This window comes from Methylobacterium nodulans ORS 2060, from assembly GCF_000022085.1.
Lineage (GTDB): Bacteria > Pseudomonadota > Alphaproteobacteria > Rhizobiales > Beijerinckiaceae > Methylobacterium > Methylobacterium nodulans.
The window spans coordinates 4,300,897-4,324,191 of record NC_011894.1; the positions used below are offsets into that span (position 1 = coordinate 4,300,897).

The following is a 23,295-nucleotide window of genomic DNA, read 5'->3' on the forward strand; positions in this document are numbered from 1 at the left end:
ATCTTCCGCCGAGGGCCGCCATGCGCATCGTGACCGCTCGCCTCAACCACGAGACGAATACCTTCTCGCCCCTCGCCACACCGCTCTCGGCCTTCCGGCCTCTCTGGGGCGAGGCGGCGCGCGAGGCGGGCACCGGGAGTGCCACGGCGCTCGGCGCCTTCCTGGCCTTCGCACAGGCACGGGGGATGGAGGTCGCCGTGCCGGTCATGGCCCATGCCAACCCGAGCGGACCGGTCGCCGACGCGGCCTTCGAGGCCTTGTCCGCCGCGATCCTCGCCGCGGTGGCGGAGGGATGTGAGGCGATCCTCCTCGACCTGCACGGCGCGATGGTGACCGAGAGCCACGACGACGGCGAGGGCGAGCTTCTCGCCCGCATTCGGGCGATCGCCCCGGACGTTCCGCTCGGCGTCGCCCTGGATCTCCACGCCAACGTCACGCCGCGCATGGTCGAGGCGGCGGACGTCATTGTCGGCTTCAAAACCTACCCGCACGTGGACATGGCCGAGACAGGCGAACACGTCGCCCGCCTCGTCGGCCGCATGCTCGATGAGGGCCTGCGGCCGCACCAGGCCTGGTGCCATCCGCCTCAGCTCGCCCATACGCTCAGGATGGACACCCGCGTGCCGGGGCCGATGGCCGACCTCGTCGCCGCGGCGCGGGCAATGGAGGCGCGGCCGGGTATCCTCGCCGCCACGCTCTTCGGCGGCTTCAGCCTCGCGGATCTCGCCGAGACCGGCGTGTCCTTCGTGGTCGCGGCCGAGAGCGCAGCGCAGGCGCGGGCAGCCGCGGCAGAGCTCGGTGCCGCGATCTGGGCGCGCCGGACGGAGTTCGTCTACCACGAGGTGCCGCTCGCCGCCTCAATCGCCGCAGCGCGCGCGGCCGAGGCGGGCCCCGGCACCGGACCCGTCCTGCTCCTCGACCACGGCGACAACTGCATGTCGGGCGGCACCTGCGACGTGATGGACGTGCTAGCCGCCTGCCTGGAGGCGGGCCTCGACGGCATCGTTGCCGGGCCGATCTGCGACCCGGAAACCGTGGCCGCCCTGTTCGCGGCCGGGACCGGCGCCGCAGCGGAGGTCCGGCTCGGCAACAAGGTGGCGCTCCCGGGCTTCCCGCCCCAGGCCCCGCTCGCGCTCTCGGGCCGGGTCGCGGCGCTCGGAGATGGCAGCTATGTCGTCACTGGCCCGACCTATACGGGGCAGCGCTTCTCCATGGGTCGCGCTGCCGTCCTCGACACTGGTCGGGCGCGCGTCCTGGTGACCGAGGAGCCACATGAGCCCTGGGACCTCGCGATCTTCATAGAGAGCGGCATCGATCCGCGGGCGGCGCGCTTCTTGATCCTGAAGTCGCGCATGTACTGCCGCCCGGTCTTCGAGCCGATTGCCCGGGCGACCGTCGAGTGCGCCAGCGCCGGCGTGACGAGCTCCGACTACCGCCTGTTCCCCTTCGCCAAGCTCGCCCGCCCGACCTACCCGATCGACCTGGAGGCCACGTGGACCGCCTGAAGAGCACGGAGGATGGGGGGCACTGGCTTTCGCCGCCAAGCCTCACCTTTTCACTGATGACGGCCAACGGCCTGCGCCTGTGCGCGGGCCGTCCTGCGTTCTGCCCATGTCCAGAAAACGACGGGATACTGCTGCGGAAATAGGGTTGGCCGCTCGGTCCCGGGCCCGACTCAGCCGTCCCATTTCCTCTCCATGATGGTGCGCGCCCGCGCGGATGGTGCGCGCCCGCGCGCGGCCCATCTGTTGGGGAATTCCGACCACGCCCGCCGCAGAGCCCGTGACGGGACGGGCCTCACGCCTGTGCAACGGCCGCGCCAGACGCCCGGCCGGAAAGCCATCCGAATTCGCCAACAGTATCGGGCGGCTTATGGAAGAAGCTATATTGGCAGTGCTCGCTTGCTTCCACCGCACATTACTCTCAAAATCGGGCCGCGGAGTATGGCGCAGGATCGAAGCTGGGTCGCTCATCAGCAATCAGCTGGGCTAGCAGCTGGCCACTTGCGGGCGCCCCCGTCATACCCGCGTGTCCATGGCCAAAACAGCCATAAAGACCTGGCCGATCCCCGATCGGCCCGATCACGGGCAGGCTATCCGGCGTCGAGGGACGATGTCCCATCCAGTAGATGGGTTCACCATGTTCCAGACTGGGAAAAAGGCGTTTCGCCTGAACCAGCAGATTTTCGGCGCGCTGCAGCGTCGGCGGCGCGTCGAGCCCAGCAATCTCCACCGTACCCGACACTCGAAGGCCCCCGGCCATCGAGCACATGCCGAAGTAGCCGGTCTTGCTGAGGATCGGCATCCCGAGCCGGATCGACGGCGTCGGCAGCATGACGTGGTAGCCGCGCTCCGTCTCCAGAGGTATTGCAATGCCGAGTGGCGCCAAGAGGCGGGTCGACCAAGCACCTGCGGCCACAACAACCAAGTCCGCGGTGTGATTGGTCAGGTTCGTCATCGCGCTCCAGCCGCCCCCGTCGCGTGGCCAGAGCTTCAGCACCCGCTCATGCGCCAACTCGCCTCCCTCGGCCACGAAGCGCTCGGCCAAGGCACGGGTGAGGCCGCCGGGATCGACCGTGTGACCATTGCCCCTGATGAGAAGCCCGTGAGTGGCCGTGCGGGCGATGCCGGGATAAAACTGCCGGATCTGATCGGGTCCAATGATCTCTGACTGAATCCCGAACATTGCCCTGATCTCGTCCTCGATCCCGGGCGGGGGGGCCGTCTTCAACCCCTCCCAGAGATAGATCTGGCCGTCCTGGCGCACGAGCCGCGCCATCTCGGCAGGGCCGATAAGATCGGCCCAGCCCGAGAAGGTGCGGCGGTTCAGCTCGCGAAGCGCAGCCGAGGCGTAGAAGACCTGACGTCGCGTCCCGGCCTTCAGGTAACGCCAGAGCCAGGGCATTGCCTTCGGCAGATAGGCCGCCCGGATCGTGAGTGGTCCCAAAGGATCGCTCAGCCAGCGCGGCACCTTTCGGATCATGCCGGGCAGAGAAGTCGGCATGGCGGTGTCCGCCACCAGCATGCCGGAATTGCCGTGCGATGCACCGCCTCCGGGCTGGGCTTCGTCGAGAACAGTGACCTGCAGGCCCCGGCGTCCGAGCTGAACCGCAGCCGAGAGGCCGACCGCGCCCGCACCGATGACGAGGGCCGAGCGACCGTGCCTGGACGCGCGTCCGTTTGCTGTCGAAACCATGGTCACCTCAGGCGCTCCGCGGCCGCGACAGCCGCTCGGCCACGACCACGAAGACCGTGATCAGGACCAGCAGCACGACCGAGACAGCGGCTAGCATCGGGCTCACCTTGAGCAGTGCGTCATCCCACATCTGCTTCGGCAGCGTGCCGAACAGGCCGCCCGTGACGAAGAGCGCGATCGTGAGCTCGTCGAACGAAGTCACGAAGGCGAACAGGTAGGCGGCGATGAGCCCGTTGCGGATCAGCGGGAGTGTCACGCGCCGCAGCGTCGTGATGCGGCCGGCACCGAGAGTCGAGGCAGCCTGTTCAAGTCGCCAGTCGTGGTGCTTCAGAACGGCCATGACCGTGGTCGTGACGTAGGGCACCGACAGCACGGCATGGCCGAGCACGAGGCCCAGCGTCGTGCCGATCAGGCCGATCTGGGCGAAGAGGTAGAACAGGCCGACGGCCGTCACGATGCGCGGCACGATCAGCGGCGCCAGGAGTAGAGCCAAGATCGTGGACTTGCCGGCGAGGTTGAAGCGCGTCAGAGCGAAAGCCGCGGGCGTGCCGATCGCCACGGCCAACAGCGCCGAGAGCGTCGCCACGGTGATCGAGCGGGCCGCCGCACCGAGCCACTGCGGCGAGTCGGCGAGTGCCGCGTACCACTGGCCGGAGAACAGAGCCGGCGGCCACTCGATAAAGGCGCTTTTCGAAACCGAAACCGGGATCAAGAACAGGGCCGGGCTGGCCAGGAAACCGAGGGTGAGCAGGACGGTCGCACGCCCGGCGAGCGAGGGAGCGCGGGCGAAACCAACCCGACCGAGGGCCCCGCCGAACGCGTCCGAAGCCCGGCCGGCAGCGCCGAGCATGGAAGTGCCGAGGCGCGCCGCGCGGCTCGGCGCCGCATCGCCCTCCGAGCTGCCGCCGGCCAGCGTCGACAGACCCACGAGCCGGTCGTAGGCGAAGAAGATCAGGATCGTCGCGGTGATCAGGAGCGCCGAGATCGCGCCCCCGAAGCCCCAGTTCATCATCTCCTGGATCTGCTCGATGATGAGTTGGCCGACCATCGTCTGCTTCGGCGAGCCGAGGAGGGCAGGAGTGATGAAGAAGCCGAGAGCCGAGATGAAGACGAGGAGGCCCGCCGCGGCGACGCCCGGAAGCGAGAGAGGGAAGGAGATGCGCCAGAACGTCGAGCCGCTGCGCGCGCCGAGGGTCGAGGCCGCCTTCTCAAGATCGCGGTTGATCTTCTCGAGCACCGGCACGAGCGTCAGGATCGCAAGTGGCATGAGCGCGTGCACCGTGCCGACCAGCACGCCCGCAAGATTGTAGATCAGCTCGAGTGGCCCCCCCACTATGCCGAGGCGCTGGAGCGTGTCGTTGAGCACGCCGGTGCGGCCGAGCAGCACGATCCAGGCGAAGGTACGGACCAGGAAGCTTGTCCAGAAGGGGAGCAGCACCCACAGCATCAGCCGCGCTCGGCTGCGCGGCTCGGCCCGCGCGATGGCATAGGCCACGGGGTAGCCGGCAAGCAGCGCGACGATGGCGGTCCAAAAGGCGATCTGCAGCGTCGTCCCCAGCACGGAGACGTAGACGGGCGAACCGAACAAGCGCCCGTAATGGACGAGACTCGGCTGGCCTGACCCGTCGAGAAGGCTCAGCGCCATGAGTCTCACGACGGGGTAGAGGAAGAAGCACCCGAGCAGAACCGCAGCCGGCGCAAGCAGCAACCAGCCGCGGAGGGCCGCGAGACGAAGCTTGAGGCGCGGAGCGGGGGCGTCGAGAGGGGTCGCTAAGGCCATATTGCTCATGTCCGCTCCCGCTCAGGCCGCTTCACAAGGAAGCACAATGCCGGCATCAGCGGGCCAGCCGAGTCGCACGACTTCGCCGACGCGCGGGCGGGCCCGTCCGGCTGTGAGCAGCAGGGCGGCGAGGTGGCCGCCGCCGGCCGGCTCGATCTCCACGCGGGTCAGAGCGCCGAGCATCACGCTGTCGCGCACCGTCCCGACGAGCCTGTTCTCGCTACTCGCTCCCTCGTCGAGGAGCAGAAGCCGCTCCGGCCGTACTGCGAGCAATGCGTCGCCAGAGACCGGGCTCGTCGGGACGGTGCGGCCGCGCAGCGTAACGCCGGTGGCTGTGCGAACCTCGCCGATGTCGCCGTCCCGACTGGCCACCGTCACAGGCAGGAGGTTGGACTCACCGATGAAGTTCGCTGCGAACGGCGTGCTCGGCCGGAAATAAAGTTCGTCCGGCGTGCCGATCTGCTCGATGCGGGCATTGTTCATCAGGCAGATGCGATTGGACAGGCCCATCGCCTCATCCTGATCGTGCGTGACGTAGAGAACAGTGATGCTGAGCTCATGATGCAGGCGGCGGATCTCGCTCTGCATATGCTCGCGCAGCTTCTTGTCGAGGGCACCTAGCGGCTCGTCCATCAGGATGATGGAGGGCCGGTAGATCATGGCGCGGGCGAGCGCCACCCGCTGCTGCTGCCCGCCCGAGAGCCGCGCTGGCAGCCGGTCGGCGAGGTGGCCGAGCCGAACGAGGTCGAGCGCTTCTCGCACGCGCGTCTCGACTTCGTGCTTGGGCAGGCGCCGCATCTCGAGCGGGAACGCGACGTTCTCGGCGACAGTCAGGTGCGGAAAGAGCGCATAGCTCTGGAAGACCATCCCGATATCGCGGTCACAACTCGCGAGGTTGGTCGCCGGCCGGCCGTCGATCAGGATCTCGCCGGAGCTCGGCGGCACGAGCCCGGCCACGATCATCAGCAGCGTCGTCTTACCCGACCCGGAGGGGCCGAGCAGCGTCAGGAATTCGCCCTCGGCGAGGTCGAAGGTCGCGTCCGCCAGCGCGACGGCTGCGCCGTAGCGCTTGCCGACGTCGCGCGCGGAGAGCTTGATGGAGCGAGAAACAGCCATATCCCGTCCTCACCCGAGCAGCCAGGTGTTGAAGCGTTCCAACACCCGGTCCTTTGCTTCACCCCAGTACTTCGTGTCGATCTGGATGGCAGTCTTCAGATTTTCTGGCGAGGTCGGAAGCGCCTTGGCGCGCTCCGCATCGATGTACTTGTAAGCATCCGGATGGACAGGCCCGTAGGAAAGATACTTGGTGTAGACTGCCTGACGCTCTGGATCGCGCGTGAAGGCGACGAATTCACGGACAAGATCGGCCTTGGGCCCACCCTTCAGGATGCAGAAGCCTTCTGTGCCGAGCAGGCCTTGATTCCAGACGATCTTGGCCGGCGCACCCTCGTCGATGGCGGCCTGCGCGCGGGCGTTCCAAGTTGGGCAGAGGTCGACCTCGCGGGTCTTGAGCAGCTGCGAGGTCTGCGCTCCGCCCGTCCACCAGATCTGGACGTCCTTCTTCAAGCGGTCGAGGCTTTTGAAAGCACGGTCGAGGTCGAGCGGATAGAGCTTGTCAGCTGGTACGCCGTCGGCGAGCAGCGCCTGCTCCAAGGTGTCCTGGGGATGCTTGCGCAGGGAGCGCCGACCGGGGAAGTCCTTGACGTTCCAGAAATCGGCCCACGAAGCCGGACCTGACTTGCCTGAGAAGGCGTCGCTGCGGAAGGCGAGGACGGTTTGGAGCGCCAGAACTGGCATAAACGTCGGCGTGACGTACTTCTCCGGAATGCCGCCTGGGCTGGAGCGGTGCTCTTCCAGAAACAGACCCGTCTTCGGATCCATGAGAACGTCGTGCGAGGCTTGGTTGAGGAGCGCGCCGTCCCAGACGTAGTTGCGCGCCTCGACCATGCTCTTGATGTAGCTAACAGGATCGTGCTGGCCCACGACGCCCACCACCTCGATCCCGGTCGCCTTCTTGAACGGCTCGTAGAAGGCGGCTGTGAAGCCTGGCGTGTAAGGGCCGCCCGGATCGCGCACCACGATGCGGCGGTTCGCCTGCGCCGCGGCGCTCCGGATCGCCGGTGCCGACACCATCGCGCTTGCCGCTGCGACGCTGCCGAGAAGGCCGCGGCGGGTCATTCCCGTGATCGGTCCCGTCTTGCTCATCCCACCCTCTCACATGTCACGATGGTTCCGCCAAACTCGATTGACATGTCAGATCTGACATGTCAACAGCGGTCTGCCAACAAGGAGGACCTCACCATGTCGATACAGCGCAGCGGCACGAACAAGCGCCTCAGTAAGCTCGTTGTGCACCGCGGCTTAGCTTACTTGGCAGGCCAGGTCGCGGACGACTTGAATGGCTCGCTTGAGTCTCAAACGCGCGAGACGCTCGCCAAAATAGACGCGCTCCTGACCGAGGCTGGGACAGACAAAACTCGCATTCTGTCTGCGCAGATCTGGCTCGCCGACATGGCCGAGGCAGCCAAGATGAATGCCGTGTGGGAGAGTTGGATGCCGGAAGGCCATGCCCCAGCCCGCGCCACGGTCGGAGCGCCCCTCGCGAGTTCTCGCCACCTCGTCGAGATTAAGGTGGTGGCCGCAGTAGACTGAGAGACAGGTATTACGTCTCCGGTATCTTGCGTGATATCGCGAAATGAATTGAAAGTGAATATTGGAAAAACGATGATAGAAATTTTTAAATTTCAAACCGTTTCGAGACTATGAATTCAGCAAAGTAGTCACATGTTATCAGTCAGGTGCCCTAATCGGCACCTGACTGCTTGCTGTCTACTTCTGCTGTGAATCAAGTTCGTGACATGCCGGGTTGCAGGCCTGTTACCCGATCCGCTCGACGAGGCGCCTGGATGGCGCCCGCAGCGTACGACGTCCGGTAATCAGCTCCGGCGTCTCCTGAAACACCGTCATGACGGCGTCGCGGCTGCGCTTGATGCCGTCCAGGGTAGTCTGGCGCGCCGCTTCTCTGTCGCCGGTCGCGATCGCCTCAATCATCGGGCCGTGGCCCCGGGACCAATCGCCCGACAACTCCTTCTCGCTGGCGCTGAGGTAGAGAACGCGAAGGGACTCGTCATGAAGCTTGGCCACTGAGCGGGCCAGGCGCGGGCTTCCACAGGCTTCAGCGATCGCGACGTGGAAGTCGCGGTTGGCGAGAAGGAAGCGCCGCTTCGCCGCCACGTCCGAAATTCGATAGGGGTTGGCGCAGGCGCGGTTGAGCCGCTTCAGGCGCACCTCGGAAATCTTCCCGGCCGCCCTCGCCGCAGACTCCGGTTCGACGATCTCGCGCATGGCGAAGATATCGGCAACGTCGTCGAGCGTCATGGGCGCGACGAGATGGCCGCTGCGCGGAATGCTCGTGACCCAACCGTCCTGGCCCAGTCGCGACAGCGCGTGGCGAACCGGTGCCTTGCCGACCCCATAGCGGGCAGAAAGATACCCCTCGGACAACTCCGCGCCCGGCGGTAGCTCGCAGGTGATAATGGCCAGCTTCAAGGCCTCGTAGAGGTGGTCCTTGAGCTGCCGTTCGGCGACATCGTCCACGAATGTATCCTCTCGTGCCTCTATTGACATGTCAGATCTGACATGTCAATGGGCTGCGTGAAAGGGTAACCGAGATGGCAAAATTTCTGAAGGCCGGACGCAGTGCCGACGCGCAGGCCGCCGAAGATGCAGGCGTGCGGGCTACCGTTGAGACGCTGCTCGCAGACATCGCTGCGCGGGGCGACGTGGCCGTGCGCGAAGCCTCGGCTCGCTTCGATGGTTGGGACCGAAGTGACTTCCGCTTGACCGACCGCGAGATCAGGGATTGCGTGGCCGAGTTGTCCAGCCGGAGCCTCGACGATATCCGCTTCGCTCAGGACCAAGTCCGCCACTTTGCCGAAATCCAACGATCCGGCTTGAAGGACGTCGAGGCCGAGACCCTGCCTGGCGTTGTGCTTGGCCATAAGAATATCCCGGTCAGCGCCGTAGGCTGCTACGTGCCGGGTGGGAAATATCCGCTGCTCGCCTCGGCTCATATGTCGGTTATTACCGCCAAGGTCGCTGGGGTGCCGCGCGTTGCTACCTGCGCACCGCCCTACAAGGGGAGGCCCGCGCCCGCGATTGTAGCGGCCCAGAAGCTCGCGGGCGCCGACGAAATCTATTGCCTGGGTGGGGTCCAGGCCGTCGGCGCCATGGCGCTCGGTACCGAGACGATCCCGGCCGTTGATATGCTGGTGGGGCCGGGCAACGCCTATGTGGCGGAGGCGAAGCGCCAGCTCTTCGGGCGGGTGGGCATCGATCTCTTCGCCGGTCCCACCGAGACGCTCGTCATCGCCGACGAGACGTCCGACGGCGAGCTCTGCGCGACGGATCTCCTCGGCCAAGCCGAGCACGGACCAGACTCGCCCGCGATCCTGCTCACCACGTCCGAGCGCCTCGCTCGCGACACCCTGGCTGCGATTGAGCGCCTGCTTACAGTTCTGCCAACCGCCGCCATCGCTCGGGCTGCGTGGGAGACGCACGGGGAGGTCATCCTGTGTGAGGATGATGACGAGATGGTGCGCGAGGCAGACCGCATCGCTTCCGAGCACGTCCAGGTGATGACGCGGGATCCCGACTGGTTTCTCGATCGGATGACCAATTACGGCGCACTCTTCCTCGGGCCGCGCACGAACGTCGCCTTCGGAGACAAGGTGATTGGGACGAACCACACGCTGCCCACGCGGGGGGCTGCGCGCTACACGGGCGGGCTCTGGGTCGGGAAGTTTCTCAAGACCGTCACCTATCAGCGCGTGATGACGGATGAGGCAGCGGCCTCACTCGGCGCCTACTGCTCGCGGCTCTGTGCGCTCGAAGGCTTCACGGGCCATGCCGAGCAGGCCAACATCCGCGTCCGCCGGTACGGCCGCCGCAACGTGCCCTATGGCGCCGCCGTCGAAGCTTGATGACGAGGCAGGCGATGGTTCAGCGTCATTCTCCCTATGGCGGCCTGCTGCACGAGGTCGTTGCTCACGGTGGGGTTCTCTATTTTGCAGGCATCGTGGCCGAGAATACAGACCTCGACATCGCGGGGCAGGCGCGCGATGTGCTGACGCAGCTAGACGCCCTCCTCCTCGCCCATGGCTCTGATCGCCAGCACGTGCTGCAGGCAACGGCCTACCTCGTCGACCTCGGCGAGAAAGAAGGCTTGAACCGCGCCTGGAAGGAGTTCTTTGGCGCCGCTCACCTACCCGCGCGAGCTACGATTGGGGTCCAGGACCTTGGGCGCGACGTGCGGCTTGAACTGGTTGTCACGGCCGCGATTGCCAAGCCGGCTTGAGGACAGCCGCTCGGCGGTCTGCGCGATTACCGTCCCGACTCAAACCGCTCGGGTGCCGCTCTAGGCGGCTCCCGTGCTACCTGCCCCATCAGCGGCATGCTGGTCTCGGAACTCACGGCCGAAACTTGCCCGATCTGGATGTATAGAAAACGACGGAAAACCTTCCACGCGGATTGCGTCCTGCCCAGCGCTCCAGCCCCTCAGCCATCTGTGTCAGGAGACCCTGTCAGGAAATCCAGGGTTCACGCATGAGCCTGGTTTGCGATGATCTGGAGCATGTAGTCATCGTCCCAAGCAGCTTTCTTGCGCCTACCGCGTAGGCTGGCCTGCGTGCTCCGGTCCTGGGCGATCAGGTTCAGGGCGATCTTGCGCACGAGGGCGAAGTTGCGCGCGGCGGTCCGGTCACGAACGCGGCTGTCATCCTCGCGGAAGCTGACCTCGAGCACCCAGTGCAGCGCGTTCTCCACGCTCCAGTGCCGACGGATCACGCCGACCAGGACGGAGGGATCGTCCCTGCAGCTGGTCAGGAAGTAGCGAATGTCGGCCACCACCGTGCCGGTGCCAGGAATCCCGCGGAGCGTCTCCACCGCCAGCACCCTGCTCAGGTCGGGCCAGCCGCTCAACGGCGCGAGCGCCGTGGCCGCGGCGTCCACGAAGACGCGCCGGCGTACCAACCGGCCGTGACCTTCGAAGGCGTCGAACACCGGGCGACCAGCAGCTCCCGAGCCCAAGCAGGTGCGCTCGAAATGCATGCGCACGGCGCGATAAGCGCCGCCGTGATTGGCTTTGAGCACCAGGAGATCGTCGGCGCCCTTGGCGCGGATCCGCTCGGCGATGCTCGTCTGGCAGCCCATCGCATCGAGCGTCACGATGCAGCCGTCGAGCTGCAGGGTCTCGAGTAGCTCCGGGATCGCCCTGATCTCGTTCGACTTCCCGTCGAGCGCGCGTTGGCCGAGAGCCAGCCCTCGCCGGCTCGCCCAGGTGCTGACCAGGTGCAGCGGCCCATGCTCATGGCGGTGGCTGGCCGAGCGGCGGACCGACTTGCCATCCACCGCCACCACCTCGCGCGCGATCCCACCGGCCCGGAACTGCACGCATCGGGTGAAGCAGCGCTCGAATGCATCCGCGTCGAGCAGCATGAAGACCCGCCGGAAGGTGTCGTGGGAGGGGATCCCGTTCGGCAGGGTCAAGAAAGTCTGCAGCCATGCCTGCTTGCTGCGTCCGTAGAGCTCAATGTCCTCCCAGCTCTCGGCGCAGGCGACACGGCGCACACCGCGATCACCAGGATGTCGATGAGCAGGTGGTCGCACCGGCTGGTCTCGCGTGGATCCTCAAGCCCTGGGAAGCAGGCCGCCAAACCTTCGATCATGCCGCTCGTCCCCTGTTGCACGGAGCGGGAAATGGCCAGCACGAGCCTCAATCACAGCCCAACCCGAGATCATGCGTGAACCCTGTCAGGAAATCAAATGTCCGGAAAACGCTCGCAACCGGACATTCCTCACGCACCCCGCGAACGTCCGGAAGGGGTCATGAGTGATCCCTGGTCAGGTGATGCACCAGCCCTTGAGCGTGCACCGGCAGCGCCGAGACGCTGCGGACGCAGATCGTCAAACGCCGGAGCGCCCAGGCGTCACTGAGCTGGACCGATCGAATCGCCGCCGTCCCACTTGCACGTCGTGCGGCCGCTTCGGGGGCGATCGCCACGCCCACTCCGCTCGCGACCATCCGGCAGACCGCCTCCAGCCCGTTCAAGCGTACGCGGAGCTTGAGCGGGTGGCCGGCTCGCGCGGCGTGATCGGCGAGGTGGGCCTGCAACGCGCTGCCATGGCTCAGGCCGACGAAGGGCTCGCCCAGCACCTCTCGGAACCCGACCTCGCCTCGGCTGGCGAAGGCGTGATCCGCCGGCACAATGAGGACGAGCCGGTCGGTCCGGAAGGGCAGCGTCTCCAAGGCGCCGAGGTCGACCGTATCGGCGACGATGCCGATGTCAGCTAACCCACCCGCGATCGCGGAGACAATCTCGCGGCTTGGTCGCTCCTCAAGGTCGATGTCGATGGTGGGATTGGCGGTCAGGAAATCGGTCAGCGCGTCGGGAAGGAAGCCGGCCAGGGCGGCCGTGTTCGACAGCATCCGAACGTGGCCGCGCAGGCCCTGAGCATACTGCCCCAGTTCACCCCGCATCTGCTCAAGTTGGCCCAGCACGACTCGTGCATGATGAGCTACGGCCTGACCGGCCGGCGTCGGTCGCACGCCGCGGGGGTGGCGCTCGAGCAGGGGCACATTGCTCGTCCTCTCCATGCCGCGGATGCGCTCGCTCGCGGACGCCAGGGCCATGCCGGCCCGCTCCGCTCCGCGCGTGATGCTCTCGGCTTCGGCCACATGCAGGAACAGGCGGAGGTCGGTCAGGTCGAAGCGCATTCCTCAATCGTCCGAACCCGAGAGCACGGATGCAAGAGCCTTCGGCCGGGCCGAAGCCTGAGCCTGGTCACTTCCGCATTGTCCCGTGCCGGCGCTGCTCTCAGGGTAGGAGTATGGCGCGGAACGCACGAACAACGATCACCGCAGCAGATGTGCTGCTTCAGGCGGCCACGGTCGCCCTGGCGGGCCTGACCGCCCTCGCAGCGCTCGCCCGACTGGATGCCGACTCGCACGCCTGTCGCATGGCGTTGCCGGTGGCTGGTGAGCAGCGGACAGCCCCCGTCAGCCTCGAGGGTGCCGAGGATGCCGTGCTGCGGGACATGTTGCTGCACGACTGATCCTGCCAAGCCAGTTCACCCCCGTCCCAACGACACGGCCGGCCATGACCTCCGCTCTGGACCCACTCCCGATCGCGATCACGGCGCTGACCTTCCTCCTCGCCGGCTTCGTCAAAGGCGTGATCGGGCTGGGCCTGCCGACCGTCGCCATGGGACTGCTCAGCCTTGTCATGGCACCTGCCCAGGCCGCCGCGCTCCTGATCGTGCCCTCATTCGTCACCAACGTCTGGCAGCTCGCGGCCGGACCCCGCTTTGGCACCTTGGCGCACCGGCTCTGGCCGATGATGGTTGGTGTCGTGGTCGGGACGCTCGCCGGGGCCGGATTCCTGCAGGGCAGCCACGCCGGACAGGCCGCCATTGCGCTCGGCCTGGCGTTGATGGCCTACGCGGTGCTCGGTCTCACCGCCGTGCGCTTCGCCCTGCCGCCCGAAGCGCAGGGGGGGTGGATGGGGCCGCTCATCGGCGCGTTGACGGGGCTTGTGACGGCCGCCACGGGCGTGTTCGTGATCCCGGCCGTGCCCTATCTCGGGGCGCTTGGCTTGGCGAAGGATGAGTTGATCCAGGCCCTCGGGCTCTCGTTCACAGTGTCGACACTGGCGCTCGCGGCGGTGCTGGCTGGGAGCGGCGTGTTCGAGCCCGGAACGGCGGGCGCCTCGGCCTTCGCGCTCGGCCCGGCGCTGGTCGGTATGGCGATGGGCGGATGGGTGCGGGGCCGGGTCAGCGAGCCGGTGTTCCGGCGCTGCTTCTTCCTCGGCTTGCTCGCCCTCGGCACTCATTTGGCGTCCCGCGCCTTGCTCTGAACGTCCTGCGGAGCGGTTCGGCGCAGCGTGCCGCTCGGCGCCGTGACGCTGTTTGGATGAGGCCTCAACCCCAGTCCTCCCGCGGGGCGCCTCCACGATCGTGTTGAACACCATCAGGCTGAGCTGACAAGCTCCGCCACACGTCCCGCCTCTGGTCGAGAGCCCCGAGGCACAATGGCCGATGCCGCGAAGGGCCGAAATGCGCCGATATTGTTGAAAATGTCCCTGACGCCCTTCGGCTCCTCCATAGGTAGCGGCAACTGCAGCGCACCAGCCCAACCTGTTGTATGCTGACGCACGAAAGCGAACGCCAAACGGAGTTTTTCAACAATATCGGTCATCCTTAACTTTTCGATGTCAGCAGCGTAGCGAACGCGTTCATCAGTAGCAGCCGAAGGATGTGGCACGTCCGCTGGTAGAAATTATATACTGAAATTGATTACCAGGCCTCATATCATCCTTCCGACGGAATGAATGAGGCAATATCCGACGATAATATGAAGAATATACTGCTGATCGACCGATAGTCGTATCCGCTGGTATTCAGATGCAAAAACACCATCACTCAAAAACGACGGGAACTATAAACTTCAGATTATCTTCATCTGCAAAATACGGCGGCTCGCCCAGCTTCCTTCCTGGAGTTACAACCCCGTAGACCTCTCTGACGGTCGTTGGATCTCCTAAAAAGTCTATCACACGAGCCTCCAGAACGACACCTTCGGTATCGAGCCGGAAATAGGCAATTGCAGCGCCAACTTTGTAAGTTCTTTTCCGTGCAAGTCTGTTTATATTGCTTATAAGTTGCTTGACGTAATTTACGGAATCATCAATATAGAAAATGTCTTCAGGATTCTTGGCCAGATTGAATTCCCTGATGTAGCGACTATCTCTGGACGATATATAGCTCTTAAAATTGTCAAAGTCATCCATATTGCAGATGTCAAAGGCAGATGCAGCTTTGCTTGTTTTCTGCGATATATGCGCGTCACCGGAATGTTTTATACTTTCTTCTGTAACCTCCGAGATAATATTGTTGTATCTTCTTATTTCAAAAAAGAAAGCTATGAACTGCTTACTATATGTCGAGTCCTGATTCTCAGCAGCCGCTACCGTACCGTTCTCTGCTACGAAAATGACAATAAGCGCAAATATGATGGCACGCATAGCTGCCTCCATTGCATCTGCGCACTGCCTGTCCAGCAGAGTTGCAAACTCAGGCTACCCAGGCAGCGAAATCCCAACAGGCCCACCGTCAACACATGATAACGGCCGAGGTTCCTGGGCGACGCTGTGCGGATGTAAATTGTGATACGAGGAGGATGGATCGCCCTGGTTTACGGCAAAGGGCTAAGACCGAAATAGTCGAGCTTGGCACTCCGGCAATACAACCGTTCTATCGCGCATCCGTCTGCCTGGACGAGAGGGGCTCCGCCACACCTCACACCTTCAGTCGAGGCTCCCGAGGCGCGTGACATGGCACCGAAGGGTCGAGATGCGCCGTGAGCGGACCCGCGAGCCGCGCCGCGTCAATGTCCGCAACGGGTCAAGAGCACCGGTTGGCCCGGCCCGCCTTGAGGCTCGAAGGCGGGTCGGAAGCAGATGCACCTACGGTCACTCTGATTGGGTCCTGATCCAGGTCCCTTCGGACACGATTGACAGTGTCAGCGGCGGCACGGGAACCGTACGGATAGCGACGTAACCACACGGACCTAAGCCGTTGACCGCTCCCACCATGACTTCGGAGACCAGGCCAACTTTCCATCCTTTCGCTTGCCGGTGCCGCTCGTCAGGCGCTTGGCCGCAGCCAGAAGCTTCTCGTGCGCGATCGGGCGCGGGGCGCATCGCCCGAGCAGTACCGGGCGAAGTGGGGCCTGCCGATCGACTACCCGATGGTCGCGGCGAACTACGCGGCGCAGCGGTCGGAACTCGCCAAGGCTGCGGGGCTGGGTCGGAAGCCGCACCTCGCCGCCGTGGCGTGATGCTCTCGGCCGGCGCTGCGGTGCCGGCTTGACCCCGCGTGGAGTTCAGCATGGCGAGCAAGCAGGCCAAACTCCGTCTCAACCCGAAGCGTCGCCGCCGCGAGAAGCGGCGACGCTCCGCGGAGTTCCAGGCCCGCGGCGAGCGTGCGCGAACGGCCCAGGAGCGCGCCGCCCGGCGTGAGGCGGCGAAGAAGGCCGAGGACGAGCACATGAGCTCGATGCGCTGGCACCTCGTCGATGCTCGCCGCAAGCAGACCGCCCGCCTGATGGCTGCCCTCGCGCAGGGCGCTGTGCCGGCGGTTCGTCTCCAGGAGGTCGTTGTCGCTGAGCGATCCGGCCGGGCTCGGAAGGTCCGGGTGCCGCTGCTCGGCCGCCTCCTGTTCGTGGGCCTCGAGCCAGGGGAGGACGCCTCCTGGCTGCAGGAGGTCTACTTCGAGGTCGAGGGGGTTCGGCACGTGGCCGAGAAGCCGGTCCTGGTCCGCGGAAAGCAGCTCGACGCCTTCGCCGGGAATCTCGGTGGTCGTGGCGAGCCCATCCGCCGTGCCGATGCGCTCACCGTGGAAGACTTCGAGGTCGGGGAACCAGTGCGCGTGACGGATGGACCGTTCGCGTCGTTCAACGGCCTCGTCGAAGAGATCGACAACCTCGAGCATACGTTGAAGGTTGCCGTGTCGATCTTCGGCCGTTCGACTCCGGTGACTCTGGAGCCGTCACAGGTGGAAAGGTTGAGCAATGCTGCTTGACTCGACGGAATGGCGCCGTGTATCCAGAACCCGGATCGTGTGCGATCTGGGCTCGACCCACCCTGCGACCTCCCTTCGGGTAGAAGGTTGCGGCAGTGGACCCCGGCGGCGGTTTTCGAAGAAAACCACCGCTCCCTGCGATAGCTATGTCCAAATGCCACTTAGCGTCTGATGCCGAGTTCGCGCTCGCGATGCGTGATATAGTCGTTGCAGACCCAAAGCCTGTTGCTCGCTGAAGCGCTTGGGTACCAGCTGCAGCGGCGACGTTCCCGATCCTGGCGCATCTGATCGCTGGCGTTGCGACGCTGAACGGGGGTTCCGGCCATATTCAGATATGAAAGGCAGCGCTTATACTCCGTACTGCCTTTCTTGTACTTGTAGCACTGTTCAACACCAAGAGCTTGGACGGGGACGGTGTAGGCGAACACTGCGATCGGAGTCGCCATGAACAGAGCGGGCAAAGCCAGGCGGCGAACAGTCGCGAGCGGCATCGTTTTGATCCTTCGCTGTCACCGTGAACTGCAAACAGCGCCGTGGTGAGAGGCCGAGGCAACTTGCCTGGCGCGACTGCGCTTTAGCTGATCGGGCAGCGTCCGATGCCCTTGTAGACGTAGGGCTTGCCCGCAAAATTGTAGCAGATCATTCCGACCCGAGAGCCGGGCGAGGGAGGCCGACGGTAGCCGCAGTCGCCCATCGGGCACTGCCTGCCGCCGCGATGGCCGCCGTACCCACCCCACTGCGCTTCGGCAGGGACGCTGAGCGCGATGGACGCCATTCCGCACAGGACGGCGGCGATGTGTAACTTGGATTGAGCGAGCGCCATCTTGGGATCTCCTTGGTGTGCCTCGACAACACACTGTGCGGGGATTTCAGGTAACGATGTGCGGGGGTTCACATTCCGGCGCCCGCGCCGGAGACCTTCTGCGTGTGCTGGGCCTCCATCGGCCGCATCATCACCAAGCCCGACGCGGACGGCTCTGTCGCGAAGTGTCTGCGGGCCAGCCCGTCTCACCGCCCTGCGAGATCTACGGCCAGGGACTGTGTCGAGAGAGGCAGTAGCAGGTCGGCTTGTGAGAGCAGGTCGGGTGACCAGGAGGCTAGCCACTCGACCTGCCGCCCTCCGCAAAGTTGGCTGCAGTGATCAGAGAGCAGCATCCATGATGCACGTTGGGCTATCGACCGCCACCGCTCAGGGGGATTAGCCGATGTCCGGCTACACTGGAGTCATTGGCCTAGCCCGTGCGCTTCTCACCATGCTCGGCAGCATGTTCGCAGTGTTCTCGACTGCGATCAGCCTCGTGACGGCCGGCAAGATCCTGGCGGGCGTTCAGTTGCGCCATGGATAAGAGCGCAGCCGAGAAGGCCCGGAGCCGTAGGTCCGACGCGCACCGCACGGCCGATCAGCCTTGGCGTCACTGGTACTGGACCGCCCGCTGGCGCCGCCTCGCCAAGGCCCAGCTGAGGGAGCATCCCCTCTGCGCGATGTGCTCCACCGATGAGCGCCCGGTGGCGGCCTCCATCTGCGATCACATCCAGCCTCACCGAGGGGACGAGCATCTGTTCTGGCATGGCGAGCGGCAGTCCCTCTGCGCTCCCTGCCATGACCGCCTCAAGCAGAGGCAGGAGCGCCGGGGCTATGTGCCCGGCGTCACCCCGGACGGGCGCCCGCGCGACCCGCTGCATCCGTGGAACCGGAGCTGATCGATGGCCGAGCGGCGCTGGCACTCGCGAGCCGAGCTACAGGCCCGGCATCTCACCGGCCGCGTGCGCGGCAGACCGGGCTGGTTCGGCCGTGTCGTGATGCAGGTCGAGGTGAGATCCCCAGAGCCGCTCTATCCGAAGGTGCCGCCGCGGGGCCAGCGCGATGTGGGGGCGCAGGGCGCCGACACGTTCTGGCGGGATGCGACGGTGATGGATCTCGCCGAGATCAACCCGCGTGGTCGGGAGCGGGATGCAGACCGCCGCGCCCGGCCCTGAGGGGACTGATACCCCCCCGGGGGGGGTGGTCGAAAGTTCAGGGGCATTCGGACTGCACCGGTCGCCCCCGCTGCGTTCGCACCGGAAGCAAAAATTGAACGGGGGGATGTCGGCCATCTCCTACGGAGAAGACGGTTGACACTGGCAGCAATTCCCGGCGGTGACGGCGCGCCGGCCGAGCCCGACTGGTCTCAGGCCTACGCCGATGAACTCGACATTGCGTTCGCGCATGAGCAGTGGGGCCACATCGTCCGCGAGATGGGCGAGCGGGGCACCCTGTCGGTCAGCAACGGCCACGCCATCAAGCGGCTGGTCGAGATGCGCATCCAGTACGAGCGCGCGAGCCGGCACGTGGCCGAGCATGGCGCGATCCTGCGGGCGAAGCGCGCCAAGACCGGCCAGTGGAATCCGTATTGGTCGGTGATGGCGAAGGCGGACGAGGCGATTCGGGTGCTGGAGGCCGAGCTCGGCCTCGCGCCGGTGCGCCGCGGCAAGGCGGCGAAGGTCGAGCGGAGAGCGAGGACGGCCCGTGCGGCGGACGCCTACCTCAAGCCGGTCGCCCGCTGACCCGGTTACGGCTTGGGCGGACGAGGTCGTTGTGGGCCGGCAGATAGCCGGCGAGCTCGTGCGCCATGCCGCCGAGCGGCACCTGCGCGACCTGCGCGACGGACCGGCGCGGGGGCTGCACTGGCGGCCGGACCGGGCGGCGCACGCGCTCGGGTTCTTCCCGGCGGTGCTCACCATCACGGCCGGCACCAAGGCCGGCCAGCCCTTCCAGCCGCTGCCCTGGCACACCTTCGTGATCGGCTCCTTGTTCGGCTGGCGCACGGACAGCGGCCGGATGCGCTTCCGCACCGGCTGGCTGGAGACCGGCAAGGGCCAGGCCAAGTCGCCCCTGATGGCCGCGATCGGGCTCTACCTGATGGGCTATTACGGCGTGGCCCGGTCGGAGATCTACGCCATCGGCCAGGACCGGGCGACCGCCAACGTGCTGTTCAAGGACGCGGTCGCGATGTGCCGCGCGCCGATCCCGGGCGGCGACGACGAGACCGACAGCCTGGAGAGCCGCGAGCAGGTGGTCATCCGGGGCGAGCTCGACAACGCCTGGAAAATCGAGCACCCGGCGACCGGCTCGAAGTTCCAATCGCTGGCCAATGGTGAGTCGATTTCCGGCCCGCGGCCGACCGCGGTGCTGGCCGACGAGATCCATGAGTTCAAGCAGAACGGCCCCATCGAGACGTGGAAGCGGGCCATCGCCAAGATGCCGGGCGACGCGATCATGCTGCTGGGCACCAACACGCCCGCCTCCACCCAGATCGTCGGCACGGATTATTCGGAGTTCTACCAGAAGGTCGCCACGGGCGAGATTAGGGACGACGAGGCGTTCGCCCTCATCGCCCGGGTCGATGTAGCCGACCGCGAGAGCGTGTTCGACAACGAGGCCTGCTGGCCGAAGGCGCTGCCGGCGCTGGGCGTGACCTTCCCGCTGGAGAACATCCGGGGCGAGGTCAACACCGCCCGGCAGCTGCTCTCCACTGCCCTGTCGGTGAAGCGGCTCTACTTCGGCATCCCGATCGGCGCCACCGCGTTCTGGATCGCCGAGGAGGCCTGGGCCGCGGTGCAGGGCACGGTGGACGAGGAGGCCTTGAAGGGGCGGCCGTGCTGGCTGGGGCTGGACCTGTCCAAGAAGAACGACCTCACCGCCCTCACGGCGGTGTGGGCCGGCGCGGACGGGCACCTCTTCGCCAAGACCTGGTACTGGACCACGCGCGAGGGGCTGGCCGACCGGGCCCGGGCCGATCAGGCGCCCTATGACCAGTGGGCGGAGAGGCCTGAGGAGACGGGCTTGGTCGCCGTTCCGGGCGCGGTGATCGACAAGACCTTCGTGGCGGCCCAGGTCGCCCGGCTGGTCGCCGAGCACGAGGTGCAGTTCCTGGCCTTCGATCCGGCCGGCATGGCCGACTTCATCGCCGCCTGCGAGGCGATCGGCCTGGCGGTCTGGCGCTACCGCGGCCCGGAGGAGCCGCCCGGCGCGGGGCTGAAGCTCGTCGCGCACGGCCAGGGCAAGCGGGTCGCGTTCGAGGACCGCCAGCTGGTGATGCCCCGCTCCATCGAGCAGCTCGAGGACAAGATCCTCACCGGCACGATCACCATCGCCGCCTCGCCGGTGACCTATGCCTGCGCGGCCAACGCCCAGGTCGACTGCGACGGCCAGGGCAACCGCGCCTTCGACAAGGCCCGCTCGCGCGGGCGCATCGACGGGCTGGTCACGCTGGCAATGGCGACCGGCGCCGCCCTGTTCCACCCGACCGAACGCCCGCGCGAATACCAGATGTTCGTGCTGGGCTGAGAAGGACCCCGGACATGAACCGCATGTATTCGCTCCTCACCGTCAAAGCCGTTGAGGACGAGCAGCGCATCATCCGCGGCATTGCGACCACACCCAATCCGGACCGGGTCGGGGACATCGTGGAACCGCTGGGCGTCCGGTTCAAGAACCCGATGCCTCTGCTGCATCACCACGACCACGACAAGCCGGTCGGCAGCGTCAGCTTCGACAAACCGACCCCGGACGGGATCACCTTCGAGGCGCGCCTGCCGCAGATCGCGGAGCCGGGCCCGCTGCGCGACCGGGTCGAGACGGCCTGGGGCGAGGTCAAGGCCGGGCTCGTCCGCGCGGTCTCGATCGGGTTCCGTGCCCTCGAATACGCCTTCCTCGACAGCGGCGGGATCCGGTTCACGCAAACCGAGGTCCTGGAGCTCAGTCTTGTGACCGTCCCGGCCAATGCGGACGCCAAGATTTCCCTCATCAAGTCGATCGACGCCCCTGTGCTCGCCGCGACCGGCAAGGAGCCGAGAGCATCCGATCGACCTGTTCGTCCCGGCGCCTCGGGCACATCCACCAAACCTGTCAATCTGAAACCGGAGAACGTGACGGCGATGAAGACCGTTGCTGAGCAGATCGCGGCGCTGGAAGCCACCCGGCAGGCCAAGGCCGCGCGCATGGCCGAGGTCATGCAGACGTCGATCGACGAGGGCCGCTCGACCGACGCCGCCGAGCAGGAGGAGTTCGATACCCTGGAGCAGGAGGTCCAGGCGATCGACGGCGATCTCAAGCGGCTGCGCGCCCTGGAGAAGGCCCAGGCCGCCTCCGCGCGCCCGGTCGTGCAGAACCAGATCCGGACCGCCGAGGACGGCGCGGCGGCCCGCAGCGGGGTCGTGGTCACGGCCAGCCCGAAGCTGCCGCCGGGCATCGGCTTTGCGCGGCTGGCCCGGGTGAAGGCCCTCGCCAAGCTGGACGGCGAGAGCCCGCGCACGCTCGCCAAGGAGCTCTACGGCGAGAACTCGGTCATCTACGGCATCGTGTCCAAGGCCGCGGTGCCGGCCGGGACCACGAGCAACGCCACCTGGGCCGGTGCCCTCGTCGGCGAGGAGACCAGCGTCTTTGCGGATTTCGTCGAGTTCCTGCGCCCGCAGACCATCCTCGGCCGCTTCGGCGCCAACGGCGTCCCGGCCCTGCGGCAGGTGCCGTTCCGGGTCGCGCTGATCGGCCAGACCTCGGGCGGTCAGGGCTACTGGGTCGGTGAGGGCAAGGCCAAGCCGCTCACCAGGTTCGACTTCGAGCGCAAGACCCTGGAGCCGCTCAAGGTCGCCAACATCGCGGTCGTGAGCGAGGAGACGCTGCGCGACTCCAGCCCGTCCGCCGAGATGATCGTGCGCGACCAGCTCGCCGCGGCCCTCCGCGAGCGCCTCGATCGGGACTTCATCGACCCGGCCAAGGCCGCGGCGGCCAACGTGTCGCCGGCGTCGATCACCCACGGCCTCACGCCGATCGCGTCGTCCGGCAACGACGCCGATGCGGTGCGCGCCGACATCCGCGCGCTGTTCGGCGCCTTCATCGCGGCGAACAACACCCCGACCTCGGGCGTGTGGGTGATGCCGGCGACCACGGCGCTGGCCCTGTCGCTGATGCAGAACCCGCTCGGGCAGGCCGAGTTCGCCGGCATCAGCATGAACGGGGGCACCCTGTTCGGCCTGCCGGTGATCGCGTCCGAGTTCGTCCCGAGCCCGGGGACGGGCGCCTACGTGGCCCTGGTGAATGCGGCGGACGTCTACCTCGCCGACGAGGGCGGCGTGGCGATCGACATGAGCCGCGAGGCGTCGCTCGAGATGGCGGACACCCCGGCCGGCGACGCCGGCGTGCCGACGGGGGCGCAGCTCGTCTCGCTCTGGCAGACCGACTCGGTCGGCTTCCGGGCCGAGCGCACGGTGAACTGGGCCCGCCGCCGGGCGAGCGGCGTCGCCCTCCTGTCGGGCGTCAAGTGGGGCGCGCCTCCGGCCACTCCCTGATTGATCCTCTGACGGGCCGCCTCGTGCGGCTCGTCTCCGGTCCAGGGAGATCCCCGTGAAAAGCCAAAGCTACCTGACCCGGGCGATGCGGTCGTCCGATCCGCGCTATCGGCGCGTGCTCGAAAGGCTCGGCTATCGCCGCCCCGCTGCGCCGGCTGCCTCGCTGGACGCCCCGCCGGCCGAGGAGACGGACGCCCAGCAGGACGAGACGCCGTCCACCTCGAAGGCCGAAGCGCAGGACGGTCTTGCGGCCCTCCGCGCCGAATACGAGCGCGTCGTGGGCAAGCGCGCCTTTCATGGCTGGGACGTGGAGACGCTGCGCGCGAAGATCGCGGCGGCCACGACCGAGGGCTGAC

At 66.4% G+C, this 23,295-nt stretch carries 24 protein-coding genes and 1 pseudogene; 15 read left to right on the forward strand and 10 right to left on the reverse strand.

The window, feature by feature from the left end; translation table 11 throughout:
- Nucleotides 1–20: 20 nt before the first annotated feature.
- Nucleotides 21–1,505: a M81 family metallopeptidase gene (locus MNOD_RS20065; protein WP_015930783.1), complete on the forward strand. Its 1,485-nt coding sequence runs from the start codon at nt 21–23 to the stop codon at nt 1,503–1,505.
- Nucleotides 1,506–1,923: 418 nt separating this feature from the next.
- On the opposite strand, the gene MNOD_RS20070 is transcribed toward MNOD_RS20065, so the two are convergent.
- From MNOD_RS20070 to MNOD_RS20085, 4 genes are read right to left on the reverse strand one after another with little or no spacing between them, the layout of a single operon-like run.
- Entirely contained in the window at nt 1,924–3,195 is a 1,272-nt protein-coding gene (locus tag MNOD_RS20070; RefSeq protein WP_015930785.1) for an NAD(P)/FAD-dependent oxidoreductase, read from the reverse strand.
- A gap of 7 nt (nt 3,196–3,202) precedes the next feature.
- Nucleotides 3,203–4,984: an ABC transporter permease subunit gene (locus MNOD_RS20075; RefSeq protein ID WP_015930786.1), complete on the reverse strand. Its 1,782-nt coding sequence runs from the start codon at nt 4,982–4,984 to the stop codon at nt 3,203–3,205.
- A gap of 12 nt (nt 4,985–4,996) precedes the next feature.
- Complete coding sequence (locus MNOD_RS20080) at nt 4,997–6,091, reverse strand: ABC transporter ATP-binding protein (protein WP_015930787.1); 1,095 nt, start codon at nt 6,089–6,091, stop codon at nt 4,997–4,999.
- Nucleotides 6,092–6,100: 9 nt separating this feature from the next.
- Complete coding sequence (locus MNOD_RS20085) at nt 6,101–7,180, reverse strand: ABC transporter substrate-binding protein (RefSeq protein ID WP_015930788.1); 1,080 nt, start codon at nt 7,178–7,180, stop codon at nt 6,101–6,103.
- A gap of 96 nt (nt 7,181–7,276) precedes the next feature.
- Between MNOD_RS20085 and MNOD_RS20090 the strand changes: the two genes are divergently transcribed.
- Nucleotides 7,277–7,627, forward strand: coding sequence for a RidA family protein (locus MNOD_RS20090; RefSeq protein ID WP_015930789.1), 351 nt, complete (start codon nt 7,277–7,279; stop codon nt 7,625–7,627).
- A gap of 225 nt (nt 7,628–7,852) precedes the next feature.
- Here MNOD_RS20090 and MNOD_RS20095 read toward each other — a convergent pair whose 3' ends face one another.
- Complete coding sequence (locus MNOD_RS20095) at nt 7,853–8,572, reverse strand: GntR family transcriptional regulator (protein WP_015930790.1); 720 nt, start codon at nt 8,570–8,572, stop codon at nt 7,853–7,855.
- Between the two features lie 74 nt (nt 8,573–8,646).
- On the opposite strand from MNOD_RS20095, the gene hisD reads away from it, so the two are divergent.
- Together hisD and MNOD_RS20105 are read left to right on the forward strand one after the other, a co-directional pair.
- On the forward strand, nt 8,647–9,957 hold the full coding sequence (hisD, locus tag MNOD_RS20100; RefSeq protein ID WP_015930791.1) for a histidinol dehydrogenase: 1,311 nt from the start codon (nt 8,647–8,649) through the stop codon (nt 9,955–9,957).
- 14 nt (nt 9,958–9,971) lie between these two features.
- Nucleotides 9,972–10,331 carry a RidA family protein gene (locus MNOD_RS20105; protein ID WP_015930792.1) on the forward strand — a complete coding sequence of 120 codons (360 nt, stop codon included), beginning with the start codon at nt 9,972–9,974 and terminating at the stop codon, nt 10,329–10,331.
- 242 nt (nt 10,332–10,573) lie between these two features.
- Here the strand turns inward: MNOD_RS20105 and MNOD_RS20110 are convergent, their stop codons facing one another.
- Together MNOD_RS20110 and MNOD_RS20115 are read right to left on the reverse strand one after the other, a co-directional pair.
- Nucleotides 10,574–11,641, reverse strand: coding sequence for an ISAs1 family transposase (locus MNOD_RS20110; RefSeq protein WP_425277482.1), 1,068 nt, complete (start codon nt 11,639–11,641; stop codon nt 10,574–10,576).
- A gap of 217 nt (nt 11,642–11,858) precedes the next feature.
- The gene (locus MNOD_RS20115) at nt 11,859–12,749 is read right to left on the reverse strand and encodes a LysR family transcriptional regulator (protein WP_015930794.1); all 891 of its coding nucleotides are present in this window, start codon (nt 12,747–12,749) and stop codon (nt 11,859–11,861) included.
- A 113-nt stretch (nt 12,750–12,862) separates the two neighbouring features.
- On the opposite strand from MNOD_RS20115, the gene MNOD_RS20120 reads away from it, so the two are divergent.
- Nucleotides 12,863–13,087: a hypothetical protein gene (locus MNOD_RS20120; RefSeq protein WP_015930795.1), complete on the forward strand. Its 225-nt coding sequence runs from the start codon at nt 12,863–12,865 to the stop codon at nt 13,085–13,087.
- Between the two features lie 44 nt (nt 13,088–13,131).
- Entirely contained in the window at nt 13,132–13,887 is a 756-nt protein-coding gene (locus tag MNOD_RS20125) for a sulfite exporter TauE/SafE family protein (RefSeq protein ID WP_015930796.1), read from the forward strand.
- Between the two features lie 561 nt (nt 13,888–14,448).
- Here MNOD_RS20125 and MNOD_RS43720 read toward each other — a convergent pair.
- Nucleotides 14,449–15,054, reverse strand: coding sequence for a hypothetical protein (locus MNOD_RS43720; protein ID WP_015930797.1), 606 nt, complete (start codon nt 15,052–15,054; stop codon nt 14,449–14,451).
- Between the two features lie 656 nt (nt 15,055–15,710).
- Between MNOD_RS43720 and MNOD_RS50045 the strand changes: the two are divergent.
- Both MNOD_RS50045 and nusG read left to right on the forward strand, forming a co-directional pair.
- Nucleotides 15,711–15,869, forward strand: a pseudogene (locus MNOD_RS50045) (MucR family transcriptional regulator); the annotation flags it as partial.
- 50 nt (nt 15,870–15,919) lie between these two features.
- On the forward strand, nt 15,920–16,612 hold the full coding sequence (gene nusG / locus MNOD_RS41625; RefSeq protein WP_015930798.1) for a transcription termination/antitermination protein NusG: 693 nt from the start codon (nt 15,920–15,922) through the stop codon (nt 16,610–16,612).
- Nucleotides 16,613–16,773: 161 nt separating this feature from the next.
- Here the strand turns inward: nusG and MNOD_RS20140 are convergent, their stop codons facing one another.
- Nucleotides 16,774–17,103, reverse strand: a complete 330-nt coding sequence (locus tag MNOD_RS20140) for a hypothetical protein (RefSeq protein WP_015930799.1) — start codon at nt 17,101–17,103, stop codon at nt 16,774–16,776.
- A gap of 83 nt (nt 17,104–17,186) precedes the next feature.
- A complete protein-coding gene (locus MNOD_RS20145) occupies nt 17,187–17,435 on the reverse strand; it encodes a hypothetical protein (RefSeq protein ID WP_015930800.1) in 249 nt (82 codons plus the stop codon).
- 382 nt (nt 17,436–17,817) lie between these two features.
- Here MNOD_RS20145 and MNOD_RS46935 point away from each other — a divergent pair, with 382 nt between their 5' ends.
- The 7 genes from MNOD_RS46935 (at nt 17,818) to MNOD_RS20175 (ending at nt 23,294) form a co-directional block, all read left to right on the forward strand.
- Nucleotides 17,818–17,958, forward strand: coding sequence for a hypothetical protein (locus tag MNOD_RS46935; RefSeq protein WP_015929260.1), 141 nt, complete (start codon nt 17,818–17,820; stop codon nt 17,956–17,958).
- On the forward strand, nt 17,951–18,313 hold the full coding sequence (locus MNOD_RS20150; RefSeq protein WP_015929259.1) for a hypothetical protein: 363 nt from the start codon (nt 17,951–17,953) through the stop codon (nt 18,311–18,313). The genes MNOD_RS46935 and MNOD_RS20150 overlap by 8 nt, the downstream gene beginning before the upstream one ends.
- 3 nt (nt 18,314–18,316) lie before the next feature.
- Complete coding sequence (locus MNOD_RS20155) at nt 18,317–18,589, forward strand: hypothetical protein (RefSeq protein ID WP_015929258.1); 273 nt, start codon at nt 18,317–18,319, stop codon at nt 18,587–18,589.
- Between the two features lie 135 nt (nt 18,590–18,724).
- Nucleotides 18,725–19,156: a P27 family phage terminase small subunit gene (locus tag MNOD_RS20160; protein ID WP_015930801.1), complete on the forward strand. Its 432-nt coding sequence runs from the start codon at nt 18,725–18,727 to the stop codon at nt 19,154–19,156.
- A 31-nt stretch (nt 19,157–19,187) separates the two neighbouring features.
- Entirely contained in the window at nt 19,188–20,939 is a 1,752-nt protein-coding gene (locus MNOD_RS20165; RefSeq protein WP_244424537.1) for a terminase large subunit, read from the forward strand.
- A gap of 14 nt (nt 20,940–20,953) precedes the next feature.
- A complete protein-coding gene (locus MNOD_RS20170; RefSeq protein ID WP_015929255.1) occupies nt 20,954–22,939 on the forward strand; it encodes a phage major capsid protein in 1,986 nt (661 codons plus the stop codon).
- A 55-nt stretch (nt 22,940–22,994) separates the two neighbouring features.
- On the forward strand, nt 22,995–23,294 hold the full coding sequence (locus MNOD_RS20175; protein ID WP_015929254.1) for a hypothetical protein: 300 nt from the start codon (nt 22,995–22,997) through the stop codon (nt 23,292–23,294).
- Nucleotide 23,295 lies beyond the last annotated feature (1 nt).

Excerpts from the sequence above, each read along its gene's own strand:
- MNOD_RS20120 (WP_015930795.1), top strand. The coding sequence starts at position 12,863 with ATGGCGCGGAACGCACGAACAACGATCACCGCAGCAGATGTGCTGCTT.
- MNOD_RS20145 (WP_015930800.1), bottom strand. The coding sequence starts at position 17,435 with ATGGCGCTCGCTCAATCCAAGTTACACATCGCCGCCGTCCTGTGCGGA.
- MNOD_RS20105 (WP_015930792.1), top strand. The coding sequence starts at position 9,972 with ATGGTTCAGCGTCATTCTCCCTATGGCGGCCTGCTGCACGAGGTCGTT.
- MNOD_RS20150 (WP_015929259.1), top strand. The coding sequence starts at position 17,951 with ATGGATAAGAGCGCAGCCGAGAAGGCCCGGAGCCGTAGGTCCGACGCG.
- MNOD_RS20075 (WP_015930786.1), bottom strand. The coding sequence starts at position 4,984 with ATGAGCAATATGGCCTTAGCGACCCCTCTCGACGCCCCCGCTCCGCGC.
- MNOD_RS20115 (WP_015930794.1), bottom strand. The coding sequence starts at position 12,749 with ATGCGCTTCGACCTGACCGACCTCCGCCTGTTCCTGCATGTGGCCGAA.
- MNOD_RS20170 (WP_015929255.1), top strand. The coding sequence starts at position 20,954 with ATGAACCGCATGTATTCGCTCCTCACCGTCAAAGCCGTTGAGGACGAG.
- nusG (WP_015930798.1), top strand. The coding sequence starts at position 15,920 with ATGGCGAGCAAGCAGGCCAAACTCCGTCTCAACCCGAAGCGTCGCCGC.
- MNOD_RS20125 (WP_015930796.1), top strand. The coding sequence starts at position 13,132 with ATGACCTCCGCTCTGGACCCACTCCCGATCGCGATCACGGCGCTGACC.
- MNOD_RS20070 (WP_015930785.1), bottom strand. The coding sequence starts at position 3,195 with ATGGTTTCGACAGCAAACGGACGCGCGTCCAGGCACGGTCGCTCGGCC.
- hisD (WP_015930791.1), top strand. The coding sequence starts at position 8,647 with ATGGCAAAATTTCTGAAGGCCGGACGCAGTGCCGACGCGCAGGCCGCC.
- MNOD_RS43720 (WP_015930797.1), bottom strand. The coding sequence starts at position 15,054 with ATGCGTGCCATCATATTTGCGCTTATTGTCATTTTCGTAGCAGAGAAC.
- MNOD_RS20080 (WP_015930787.1), bottom strand. The coding sequence starts at position 6,091 with ATGGCTGTTTCTCGCTCCATCAAGCTCTCCGCGCGCGACGTCGGCAAG.
- MNOD_RS20085 (WP_015930788.1), bottom strand. The coding sequence starts at position 7,180 with ATGAGCAAGACGGGACCGATCACGGGAATGACCCGCCGCGGCCTTCTC.
- MNOD_RS20090 (WP_015930789.1), top strand. The coding sequence starts at position 7,277 with ATGTCGATACAGCGCAGCGGCACGAACAAGCGCCTCAGTAAGCTCGTT.
- MNOD_RS20065 (WP_015930783.1), top strand. The coding sequence starts at position 21 with ATGCGCATCGTGACCGCTCGCCTCAACCACGAGACGAATACCTTCTCG.
- MNOD_RS20140 (WP_015930799.1), bottom strand. The coding sequence starts at position 17,103 with ATGCCGCTCGCGACTGTTCGCCGCCTGGCTTTGCCCGCTCTGTTCATG.
- MNOD_RS46935 (WP_015929260.1), top strand. The coding sequence starts at position 17,818 with ATGTCCGGCTACACTGGAGTCATTGGCCTAGCCCGTGCGCTTCTCACC.
- MNOD_RS20155 (WP_015929258.1), top strand. The coding sequence starts at position 18,317 with ATGGCCGAGCGGCGCTGGCACTCGCGAGCCGAGCTACAGGCCCGGCAT.